The 12,010-nt window shown below is 44.5% G+C and carries 7 protein-coding genes and 3 tRNA genes; 8 read left to right on the top strand and 2 right to left on the bottom strand.

Features of this window, described 5'->3' with window-relative positions; all coding sequences use genetic code 11:
- Window positions 1-2: 2 nt before the first annotated feature.
- From G589_RS20975 to G589_RS18970, 4 genes are read left to right on the top strand one after another with little or no spacing between them, the layout of a single operon-like run.
- Complete coding sequence (locus G589_RS20975) at window positions 3-3,089, top strand: ATP-binding protein (RefSeq protein ID WP_051192199.1); 3,087 nt, start codon at window positions 3-5, stop codon at window positions 3,087-3,089.
- A 24-nt stretch (window positions 3,090-3,113) separates the two neighbouring features.
- On the top strand, window positions 3,114-4,310 hold the full coding sequence (locus G589_RS0105425; RefSeq protein WP_026521369.1) for an FprA family A-type flavoprotein: 1,197 nt from the start codon (window positions 3,114-3,116) through the stop codon (window positions 4,308-4,310).
- 32 nt (window positions 4,311-4,342) lie between these two features.
- Window positions 4,343-5,983, top strand: a complete 1,641-nt coding sequence (locus G589_RS0105420) for a DUF5722 domain-containing protein (protein WP_242826425.1) — start codon at window positions 4,343-4,345, stop codon at window positions 5,981-5,983.
- Window position 5,984: 1 nt separating this feature from the next.
- On the top strand, window positions 5,985-7,232 hold the full coding sequence (locus G589_RS18970; RefSeq protein ID WP_081668942.1) for an AAA family ATPase: 1,248 nt from the start codon (window positions 5,985-5,987) through the stop codon (window positions 7,230-7,232).
- Between the two features lie 69 nt (window positions 7,233-7,301).
- On the opposite strand, the gene G589_RS0105410 is transcribed toward G589_RS18970, so the two are convergent.
- Window positions 7,302-7,375 (bottom strand) — tRNA-Pro (locus G589_RS0105410).
- A gap of 152 nt (window positions 7,376-7,527) precedes the next feature.
- Between G589_RS0105410 and G589_RS20970 the strand changes: the two genes are divergently transcribed.
- The gene (locus tag G589_RS20970) at window positions 7,528-8,619 is read left to right on the top strand and encodes a GGDEF domain-containing protein (protein ID WP_051192198.1); all 1,092 of its coding nucleotides are present in this window, start codon (window positions 7,528-7,530) and stop codon (window positions 8,617-8,619) included.
- 112 nt (window positions 8,620-8,731) lie between these two features.
- On the opposite strand, the gene G589_RS0105400 is transcribed toward G589_RS20970, so the two are convergent.
- A tRNA-Gly gene (locus tag G589_RS0105400) sits at window positions 8,732-8,804 on the bottom strand.
- Between the two features lie 112 nt (window positions 8,805-8,916).
- Between G589_RS0105400 and G589_RS0105395 the strand changes: the two genes are divergently transcribed.
- From G589_RS0105395 to G589_RS18955, 3 genes are all read left to right on the top strand, one after another.
- Window positions 8,917-10,158 (top strand): class I SAM-dependent rRNA methyltransferase, encoded by a 1,242-nt coding sequence (locus G589_RS0105395; RefSeq protein ID WP_035775441.1) that lies wholly within the window; start codon window positions 8,917-8,919, stop codon window positions 10,156-10,158.
- An 82-nt stretch (window positions 10,159-10,240) separates the two neighbouring features.
- Window positions 10,241-10,313 (top strand) — tRNA-Gly (locus G589_RS0105390).
- Between the two features lie 311 nt (window positions 10,314-10,624).
- Window positions 10,625-11,914: a GNAT family N-acetyltransferase gene (locus G589_RS18955; RefSeq protein WP_035775437.1), complete on the top strand. Its 1,290-nt coding sequence runs from the start codon at window positions 10,625-10,627 to the stop codon at window positions 11,912-11,914.
- Window positions 11,915-12,010: the final 96 nt, after the last annotated feature.

Genomic DNA, 12,010 nt, shown 5'->3' with positions numbered 1-12,010 from the left:
GAATGAGAAGGATTGGAAGGATTGGAAGGTTCGGATACGCGGACAGCATAAGGAAAACTCTTATCCGGGTATTTGCTGTGCTGATCATAGTTCCCATCTTATTGCTGGGAAGCTATTCCTATATTGTTGCCAGAAATAACCTGATCGAGCAGACTAAGATCGCCATGATAGGAAACGTGGATGTTATCTCTCACGGTATTGAGAACGGTGTCAAAAAAGAAAATGACGTCGTAAAGTTCTTTTCCTATGAAGACGAATTCAGAAAAGCGCTGGAGAGAGTAAAAAATGATCCGTATACCCTGACAGAGGAGCTCAATGATGAGATCGAGCCCCTTATCTGGTATTACCTGAGCAGCGACACAAATATTGAGTCCATAATCATATATTCGGATCTCATAGACGGCGAGCATATGGGGGACTTCCTCCTAAAGCCCACCACCGACAAACAGCTGCAGTGGTATCAGGAGACAAGTGAGGAATACAGCGCTTTTTGGGATGTTGATGATGACGGAGGAGTATATCTTATAAAAGCTCTGCTTGACTCCCCGACATCCTCAAAGCGCATAGGAATGATCGCTCTTAAGGTAAAAGACAGCGAGTTCTTTTCCATAGTAAACAAGACCGGTTACCTCAATAACGGAATCATAATCCTGGATTCCAACGGAAAGACCGTCAATCACAGGAAAATTGAAGATACAGCTCTTGAAGAGAGGATCCTGGCTGATATAAAAGACGGAGAAGTTGAGGAGTTTCATGCAACCGGTGAATACTTTATTGCAGAGTCTCAAGGTACGGCAAATGGCTGGACACTCTATTACTATGTAGACAGAAACGAGATCACAGCTGACGTATACAGCATACTTCTGTCAGTCATCGTAATTGCTGTGGTGCTCTTTTTGGCGGCATTTGTATTCGGTCAGCTGTTTGCGGATCGCTTCAGTAAGAGGCTTGGTGCCATCAATGATATGGCCCATGAGATTGAGAAGGGACATTTTGACGTCAAGAATCCGGATAACCACAATGATGAGATAGGACAGCTCTCTGAGTCAATGGAATCCATGGCTGATACCCTGAACAAGATGGTTAAGGAGATTGACAGGATGAACAAAGAGCAGCTCATGCTCAAAGACAATGATATTCATTACAGAGAGTGGCTCTTTGATTTCGTGGTTGAAAAGAACAATGATATCCTTGCAGTTATAAGCGGAGACGGGTATGAAGCGAGCTTTATCACAGCCAATGCCGAGGCTGTGCTTGGTATACCGGCAGACGAGCTGAAAGCAGACATAAGAAACCTCGATAAGGCTCAGAGAAAGGGCGAGGACAAGAGGCTTTACGAGGCTATTGAGGATGCGAGAAAGACCGGAGATACTCAGGTCTTTGATGAGATAAGGCTTAAGAATGTAAAGACAAATGAGCATCTCTACTACCGCGGAATCATCGTATGCACCATTGATGACGGCGGAAAGAGAATGGCTGTTGCGCTCTATGACAGAACTCAGGAGTTCAGGCGTAATCATCAGCTTCAGGAGGCGCTTAGTGCTGCAGAGACAGCAAACAAGGCAAAGACGAGCTTTCTTGCCAACATGTCCCATGACTTCAGGACACCTATGAATGCCATTACCGGCTTTAACCTGCTGATCGATAAGCATGCAGATGAGCCGGATAAGGTAAAAGAGTATACTCACAAGATTTCACTTGCATCGCACAACCTGCTATCGCTCCTTAATGACGTCCTTGATATGAGTAAGATCGAGTCCGGAAAGACCACGCTGGATATCCAGGAGATGGCTATAGGACTGCTTCTTGAGGAGATCAACTCTGTTATCGGATTCCAGGCAAAGGCTAAGGATCAGACTTATACTGTAAAGATTGAAAACATGCAACATGACATTTTCATGGCGGATAAGCAGAGAGTCAATGAGATTCTTATGAATATCCTTGGAAATGCTGTCAAGTATACTCCTGAAGGCGGAAAGATCGACTTTACTATTTCTGAGTCAGATTCTTCCTCGGAAGGCTTCCAGAATGTAAAGTTTGTTATAGCTGACAACGGAATCGGAATGAAGCCCGAGTATAAGGACAAGATCTTTGATGCCTTCTCTAGAGAAGAAAAAGGCGCAACCAAGACCATTCAAGGAACAGGACTTGGAATGGCTATCACTAAGAGCCTTGTAGAACTTATGGGCGGAACCATAAGGGTTGAGTCTGAAGAAGGCAAGGGAAGTACATTTATTGTAAATCTGCGACTCAAGGCAGTAGAGACTGAAAATGTGGATTTCTGGAAGGCCCATGGAATGCACACTCTCCTTACTGTCAATGGAAGTTTGTCGGATGATAAGGCTTATAAGGAAAAATACAAAAATGATCAGATGGATTCCACAGTTGCAACAGGTGGATATGAAGCCCTGAAGCTGGTGGAGGAAATGGCCGCAAAAGGCAAGGCTTACGATCTTATTATTGTAGATGAAAACTATGACGACATGGAGCCGGCTGAGGTCATAAGAAATATCAGGAAGAAAGATAAGAGTCATCACAGTGTAATTCTTGCAGTTACCGATTTCTTTGAGAAAAATGAAGATGCGCTCAGAGAAGCCGGCTGCAATGAGGTCATGCAAAAGCCGGTATTGCCTTACAACTTAAGGACTACCATAGACGAGATCACCAAGATAGAGACGTCAGCAGCAGAAGAACCAAAGAATCCTCTTGAGGGCATGAAGTTCCTGGCTGCGGAGGATAACGATATCAATGCAGACATCCTGATCGAGCTTATGGATATGTACGGGGCAAGCGTGACAAGAGGCGTCAACGGACAGCAAGTTGTTGAAATGTTCAAAGCCGCAAATGAAGGCGACTATGATATGATACTTATGGATATTCAGATGCCTGTCATGAACGGTTATGAGGCAGCAGCGGCCATCAGAGCTCTTGGAACCGACTGGGCACAGACCATACCTATCATCGCCATGACTGCAAATGCCTATGCCGATGACGTTCAACACGCCTTTGACGCCGGTATGAATGCACATGTTACAAAGCCTATTGATATAAAGGTTGTTGAAAAGACAATCAGCGAGTTTAAAAAATAAAACAGCAGAGAGGAGTTATTTGACATGAAGGGAATTAAAAAGGTTGCAGACGGAATTTTCTGGATCGGAGGGAGTGACAGAAGGCTTGAGAGATTTGAGAACATCTTTCCAATACCTGAAGGCGTCTCCTATAACAGCTATTTTATAGATGATGAGAAGACTGCAGTATTTGATACTGCCGATATCACCGTGGCTGACCAGTACATTGAGAATTTAAAAGAGGCACTTGGGGACAGAAAGCTTGACTATCTTGTAGTGCTTCATATGGAGCCGGATCACTGCTCACTTATAGATAAGGTGGTAGCTCTTTTCCCTGAAGTTACAGTAGTTGGCGGTAAGCAGACCTTTACATTTATGCAGCAGTTCTTCCCACAGTCACAGGGCTTTAATAAGCTTGAGGTCAAGGAGGGAGATACACTCTCAACCGGTGCTCACACCTTCAGCTTCGTGACAGCGCCTATGGTTCACTGGCCCGAGGTATTATTTGCTTATGATGACAAGAATAAAGCTCTTTTATCTGCGGATGCCTTCGGTACCTTCGGAGCGCTTGACGGCGGAATATTCGCGGATGAATTTGACTTTGAAAAAGATTTTCTTGCCTCAGCCAGAAGATATTATGCTAATATAGTTGGAAAGTACGGTCCTCAGGTTCAGGCGGCCCTTAAAAAGGCAGCAGGACTCGACATTCAAATGCTCCTGCCTCTGCACGGACCTGTATGGAGAAAAGACCTTGATGTGCTCCTTGGTAAATATCAGAAATGGAGCACCTATGAATCTGAGGAAGATAGTGTTATAGTAGTATATGGCAGTCTCTACGGACATACAGCCAGCGCTGCTGAGGCAGTGGCTGCATCTCTCCGTGATAAGGGTGCCAAAGGCGTTAAGGTTTTTGACGTCTCCGGAACGGATGTATCATACCTCATCGGGGAAGTATGGCGCTGCAGGAAGATCGTTCTTATGTGCCCTACCTACAATAACGGGGTATATCCTCCAATGGAGAACTTCATAAACGATATGGCAGCACTTGGTGTGCAGAACAGGGTATTTGCCCTTGCTCAGAACGGCACTTGGGCGCCTGTCACAGGAAAGCTCATGAACGATAAGCTTTCAGGCCTTAAGAACGTAACCGTTCTTGAAAATGTATTAACCATCAAGAGTGCACTTCATTCATCGGATGCCGAGGCACTCAATAACTTCACGGATGCGATCATGAACGCATAAGTGGATCAAGTTGGAGGTTTGTTGTGAAAAAAATGAATTTAATGAAAAGGATCCTTGCCGGAGCAATGGTGGCTGTGACTATGATCGCTTCAGCAAAGAGTGCAGCAGTTGTTTCAGACTTCAGCGGAGCTGTGGCTGAGGCAGCCGGAAGACCGGTAAGCATTACATCCTGCACAATTCAGGGGGACAACGTTGTTGTAAATGTTTCATGCAGTTCTGTTCCTTCTTCATCAGACGGAAAGTTCTATCTCTATGCTGATGAGGTTTATCAGGACGGCTGTGTTGGCAAGATCGTTGCCGAGACAGCAGCAGGAACCAATGCCACATTTACTTTCCCGCTCAATCATTACACTGCAGAATCTAATCTTTCAAAGAAGTTCCTGGTAGCTGTAAAGAGCGGCTCAATGGTCCAGGTAAGTGACGAGCACTACATCACAAACCCTGAGGCTAAGGCAACCAAGACCGTAGCAAGAAATGACCACGGTATGAAGGGTATCCTTCCCAACAGTGCAGATGCAGCAACATTCAAGGATCTTGGAGTTGCGCAGATGGTCTACAACCTTTACATGGGTGATATCGTAGGCCCCGGGGATGGATCAAATGTAATTCCTTTCTCATATAACGGAGTTGATTATCAGTTTAACGGTGCAGCTCTTGCGCAGTATGACGGATTTGTTCGCTGGTGTCATGCCAACAACTTCCAGCTCACCATGACCATTCTCAACAACAAGACAGAGGCAGGTGCAGACCTTATCCATCCTCTTTCAAGAGATGCTCATGTTTGTCCCGGATATGCCATGAATACCAAGGAGGACGGCGGCACACAGCACCTTAAGGCTATCGCAGCTTTCCTTGCTCAGAGATATTCAGGTGGTGCATACGGAACCGTTGATAACTGGGTAATCGGAAACGAAGTAAACGCAAGAACAGAGTGGTATTACCTTAACTCAACAAATATTGAGCTCAATGTCAGCGAGTATGTTAAGGCTTTCCGTATCTTCTACAACGAGATCAAGGCTGTAAACGCAAATGCAAGAGTTTACACATCCTTCGATCAGGAGTGGAACAGAAAGTCAAATCCCGGATGCTTCCTTTCTAAGGAGTACATGGACAGATTCAATTACTACATGAACCGTGAGGGTAATATCGACTGGTCACTTTCAGTTCACCCTTACAATGCACCACTCTTTGATCCATATGCTTGGAAGCAGCAGTCACAGTATGTAAATACAACACTTGCAACTCCATACATCACAATGGAGAACATATATATCCTTACAGATTACATGTGCCAGGCATCTTACCTCAATCCTGCCGGAGCGGTAAGAAACATCTCCCTTTCAGAGATCGGCTACACATCAAGCTTTGGTGAGGATGCTCAGCTGGCATCTATCGTATATGCCTACACAATGGCTGAGAACAATCCATACATCTCAAGCTTCATTCTCTTTAGAGAGACAGATGATGCGCACGAGATGGAGAGCAACATTGCTCAGGGTCTTAAGAACCTTGACGGCAGCAAGAAGATGTCTTATGACGCATACAAGAATCTTGGTACAGCAAACGCCGCAGCTGTTAAAGCTCAGGCATCACAGATTATAGGACAGGACGTAAACGCCCTTGTAACAACAAGAACTTTCCTGTCAAGAAAAGGTTGGTTTTTGAACGATTGATATGGAAAGAGATAAAGAATTAGAAACACTCAAGAAAATTACAAATATGCAGAAGGACCTGTTGGGAAGCCTGTACGGAGACTTTTTCTCCGCAGCAGGAACAGGTTCAAAGCCGGAAGCTCCGAGCTTTGAGCCAAAGAGTGAAGGCCCTAAGAACGGAAGCGTATACATTCCCCCTGAGGATAAGAAGAGAGCCGAGGAGGCTAAAGCTCAGGGACAGGATGCAATTACCAATGCCAATGACGCCTTAGAGGAGGCGAAAGCTCTTTTTGCAAAAGATAATAACGTAAAGCCCGCCGAGCCCGAAGAGCCCAAGGAACCTGAAGAGGACCCAATGGAGACTCTCGATAAGCTCATCGGCCTTACTACTATCAAGGATGATGTAAAAGAGCTTACGGCCTTTGTTAAAGTTCAGAAGGCAAGGCAGGAGCAGGGACTTAAGTCAGTTCCCGTTTCACTCCACCTGGTATTTACGGGTAATCCCGGAACAGGTAAGACAACTGTAGCCAGGATCATTGCTCAGATCTACAAGCAGATCGGTGTTCTTTCAAAGGGGCAGCTCGTTGAGGTTGACCGTTCGGGACTCGTTGCCGGATATGTCGGACAGACAGCGATAAAGACCCAGGAGCAGATTGCCAAGGCCAAGGGAGGAGTTCTTTTCATCGATGAGGCTTATGCCCTTGCACAGAAGGATGATGCTTTCGGTCAGGAGGCTATTGATACTATCCTTAAGGCCATGGAGGACAACAGAGATGACTTTGTTGTTATCGTAGCCGGATATACAGAGCCCATGAAGAAGTTCATCGATTCTAACCCGGGACTGAAGTCCAGGTTTAACAAGTACATCGAGTTCCCGGATTACAACATCGATGAGCTTGAAGAGATCTTTAACATGAACTGCAAGAAGTACGACTACATCGTACCTGAGGATGTTAAGCACCAGATCAGAGCTCTTATCACAGCAAGGAAGATCGAGAATATCGACAACTTCGCCAATGCCAGGGAAGTAAGAAATCTCTTTGAGGAGATTATTACAAATCAGGCTAGAAGGATCGCTGCAATGGCGGAACCCAGCGAAGAGGATATGATGACCATTCTTTTGGAGGATCTTACCGATACGGTTAAGAAGCCTGAGGAAGAGAAGAAGGAAGAGGAAACTTCCACAGAGCATACTGCAGAGGAGACTCCTGTAGAGGAAGATGTTCCTGCAGAAGAGGCCAAGCCTTCAGTTGAAGCAACAGAAGAATAATTTAGGCATAATAAAAACCAGTCTACATAAGTAGGCTGGTTTTTTGATGCAACAAATGTTGCGAAATAGTCGAGGCGACAAGATTCGAACTTGCGGCCTCTGCGTCCCGAACGCAGCGCTCTACCAAACTGAGCCACGCCTCGATAGGCATTTCTGATGCCGACTTACCTATTATAGGAGAAAATGCTGTGTTTCGCAAGGGCTATCGGCCAGACGAATATTTAATTATTTTTTAACATTCATTTCTGCCCGGATAACGTACAATTGAGGTGTGGAAAAATATAAAGGTGGGTACATGGGAGAAGAGACTTTAAGGGACAGAACTTATAAAGAAATATCCAATGGTGATTATCTGGATAACAGTCAGTACATGGTGGTGGCTGTTTCTCTTGGAGTTACGCATTTTTTGATGGAGTTCTTCTATATCTGGATTGGCTGCACTCCAATGATCATTATCAACATTTTCAGCTTTCTGTCGTATGTTGTCAGCGCGTTTTTGATATCTAAGAGAAGACATCTGATGACTGTATGGATAATGGAGGCTGAGATCTTTTTGCATGTGATTTTTGCCAGTATTTTCCTTGGGATTAAATGTGGATATCATCTGTGGCTCTTTGGTACATTCTCCAGTATATTTCTTCCTTTCTTCATTCCGAATCTGAGTAAAAGGCCCAAAAAGCAGATTGGAGTTTATGCAATTACAATAGTGCTGGGCTTCGAGATTCTTGTTTTCCTCGGAAAACACGGATACTTACCTACGAAATATAATGTTGATGAGAACTTGGCGGAAATACTTTACTACATAAATGCAGCTCTTGGTTTTATCTCCATTATGATCTACACCTCGATCTATAACCAGAGAATGGCTATGAAGAATGAAGAGATGACGTATGTGGCTGAGCATGACTCGCTTACGGGAATCTTCAACAGAAACAAGATACAGGGTATCCTTGAGGCAGAAATTCTAAGAAAAGGTGACGTCAAAGAAGGAAATCTGTCAGTTGCTATCTTGGATGTTGATCATTTTAAGCAGATCAATGATACTTACGGACATCTGACAGGCGACAGCGTCCTTAAGAGCATTACCGAATGCTTCAAAAAGTATCGTGACAAAGGCCTTATCTACGGAAGATGGGGCGGCGAAGAATTTCTTTTGATATCTCCCGAAACAATTTCCTATGATGAGTTCGGAGAAATGCTGGAGGATCTGAGGATGACCGTTGAAGCCCTGCAGCTTACTTCCGGAGGAGAGACTATTAAGGCCAGCGTATCCATAGGTGCAGCAGCCTACGAAGAGGGCATGAGCATGGATAAGTTCGTGCAGAGAGCTGATGAGAGGCTCTACGTAGCCAAGGAATCCGGCAGAAACCGGGTAATCTGCGAGTGAGTCACCGGGGACGTTTCACTTTGACTCATTTTGAGTCACCGGGGACGTTTCAACTTGACTCATTATTCAAGGCAACGAAAAAGGACATCCGATTGGATGTCCTTAATTTTAGAGCGATAGACGGGGCTCGAACCCGCGGTCTCGACCTTGGCAAGGTCGCGCGTTACCAACTACGCCACTATCGCATTTCGCTGTCATAATTATAAAGGTGACAACGAATTGATTTTAGAATAATATTGTTGTATTGTCAACATATATTTCAAAACAAATCAGCAACAAATCAGATTAGGAGCAATAATGAGCGCAAAAGTAATTCTTAGAAAAGGACAGGGAAGAGAGTTTAAGTCAGGCGGCCTTTGGATATATGACAACGAGATCGACAGAGTAGAGGGGAATTTCGAAAACGGAGATATCGTTGAACTTCATGACTTCGACGATTTCTTTTTGGGATATGGATTTATCAATGAGAACTCCAAGATCAGAGTTCGAATGATGTCCAGGAAGAAAGAAAATCCTGTCACAGATGAACTTATAGAGACAAGAGTCCGCAATGCCTGGGAGTACAGGAAGGCGGTTATGGCGGATTATTGCAGTGAGTACTTAAAGGGCGATGATGCCCTTACGAGGCTCTCCTGCAGACTGATCTTCGGCGAGGCGGATTTTCTGCCTGGAATCACAATTGATAAGTTTTCAGATGTGCTTGTTATTGAGTCTCTTGCCCTTGGAACAGACAGAATGAAGGACAAGATCCTTGATGCCTGCAAAAGAGTTCTCGCAGAAGATGGGGTTAAGGTTCGCGGAATTTACGAAAGAAGCGATGCTAAGGTTCGCGAGCTTGAAGGGCTTGAGAGAACCAAGGGCTTTATCGGAGAGTCTTTTGACACAAAGGTACTTATAGAAGAGAACGGCGTAAAATACTACGTCGATGTTGAGAACGGCCAGAAGACAGGCTTTTTCCTCGACCAGAAATTTAACAGACAGTCTATCAGAGGGCTTTGCAAGGGCAAAAAGGTTCTGGACTGTTTCACACATACAGGCTCGTTTGCGCTCAATGCAGCAGCCGGTGGCGCATCATCAGTCCTTGGTGTTGATGCATCAGACCTTGGATGCGAGCAGGCAAGAGAAAATGCAGCACTCAACGGTCTTGAGAATGTTGCAAGCTTTGAGTGTGCAGATGTATTTGAGCTTCTTCCCGATCTTGAGAAAAAGGGAGAGAAGTTTGATGTGGTCATCCTTGACCCTCCGGCTTTTACAAAGTCCAGAGCTTCCATCAAGAAGGCTACAACCGGATACAAAGAGATCAACCTTCGCGGAATGCGCCTCGTTAAGAACGGTGGATATCTTGCAACCTGCTCCTGCTCTCACTTTATGGATGAGGAGCTGTTCCTTAAGACCATTGCAGATGCAGCAAGAGATGCTCACAAGCGCCTTCGCCAGGTGGAATTCAGGCAGCAGGCTTCTGACCACCCGATCCTTTGGGGAGGAGCAGCTTCATACTATTTGAAGTTCGTGATTTTCCAGGTTTGCGATGAAATGTAAAAAAATTTAAAAAACATGTTGACAACACGCCACAAATACTTTATTATTTATTTTGCTGTCGCGAAAGCGACTTTACATATATGCGATAGTGGCGTAGTTGGTAACGCGCGACCTTGCCAAGGTCGAGACCGCGGGTTCGAGCCCCGTCTATCGCTCTGAAATTAAGGACATCCAATCGGATGTCCTTTTTTTACTCTTGACACAGAGTTGTCAGTCAATTATACTAACAACTAATATTTTTCAGAAAAAGGAAACGCTTATGATCAAATTATTCCTCATCAACCCCGATACAGCATCTGATAAGCCCGTGAATGATAATAATCAGGGGTCTGTTGGTGTTACGGTGATGAGGATGAAGACAGGTGCATAAAGAGCTATCATAAATGCATTATAGTTGTTAATTAAGCCTCATCAGACAGTAAAGTTTGATGAGGCTTTTTATATTCAGAAAACAGGAGGAGAAATTATGGAACTAATCAGAGTGCAGGATTCAGACTACAAAAAGACCTATGATCTTTACATGTCATTCCCGGAGAATGAGAACGGGTATATGAACAATGTGTATGGCTATGATTATGACAAGTTCCTCGATTGGATAGAGATGAAGCGCAACTGGTCCATGGGAAAAGAGCTACCGGAGGGCTTCGTTGCGGATACGACATATGTACTTTCAGACGAAGGCAACTACGTTGGTGTATTTAACTTAAGGCATTACCTCAACGATTTTCTGAGGGAAGGTCCGGGACATATAGGCTACTGCATATCCAAGGAATACCGTGGCAGAGGATATGCCACCAAAGGACTGGCGCTGACACTTGATAAGGCAAGGCAGCGATGCATTCATGAGGTTTATATGTCTGTGAATAAAGACAACCCGGCGAGCCTAAGGGTGCAAATCAAGAACGGAGCCTATATCCATCACGAAAACGAGACCGAATATTTCACCAGGATCAATGCAATAGAAGATGGTGCTTCGAGAAAAGAGATTGTCAGCAAATTCTATTCGCAATATGAAGAGGACGGCAGACTGGAGAGATCTGTACATGGAAGGCTTGAGTATGCAACTACCATGAACTATATTCACAGGTATGCAGAAAAAGGCTCTAAGGTATTGGAAATAGGAGCCGGAACAGGCAGATATTCTGTAGCACTTGCAAGGGAAGGCATGGATGTTACTGCCGTTGAGCTTGTGGAGGAAAACCTGAAGGTTTTAAGAGAACACAGCAAAGATATTGAGAATATAAAGTCATATCAAGGTGACGCCACGAACCTGTCTATGCTTGATGATGCTGCTTTTGATGTAACACTTGCCTTCGGACCGTTCTATCACCTGTATGAATCTGATGAGATAAGTAAAGCAATCGATGAGGCTATCAGAGTTACAAAGCCGGGCGGAGTGATCTTATTTGCTTTTATTTCAGTATTTGCGATCATGTACTCCAACTACTTTTATGGCAACTGGGCTGCAGGAGAAGAAGAGAACTTTACAGATGATCATAAGGTAAGGCATTTTAAAGAGCAGCTTTTTACCGGCTACGATATAGAGGAGTTCGAGCAGTTATTTAAAGGAAGGCCTGTGGAATGGATCACCACAACAGGTGTTGATGGCCTTCTTGAACCAATCGAGCGAAGAGCAGATTTTTCTGTATCAGATGAAGACTTCGAGAAATTGGCTAATTGGTATCTGGCATTTTGTGAAAAGAGAGAGCTTCTTGGTAACACGAACCACCTTCTCTATATTTGCAGAAAAAAGTGAGTCAAAGTGAAACGTCCCCATTGACTCAAAATGAGACAAAGTGAAACGTCCCCGGTGACTCAAAATAAAATGATTGTGCACAAGGTAAATTGATGT

The sequence above is a fragment of the Butyrivibrio sp. VCB2001 genome (assembly GCF_000423965.1).
Classification (GTDB): Bacteria; Bacillota; Clostridia; order Lachnospirales; family Lachnospiraceae; genus Butyrivibrio.
This window is presented reverse-complemented; position numbering and strand designations above follow the sequence as displayed.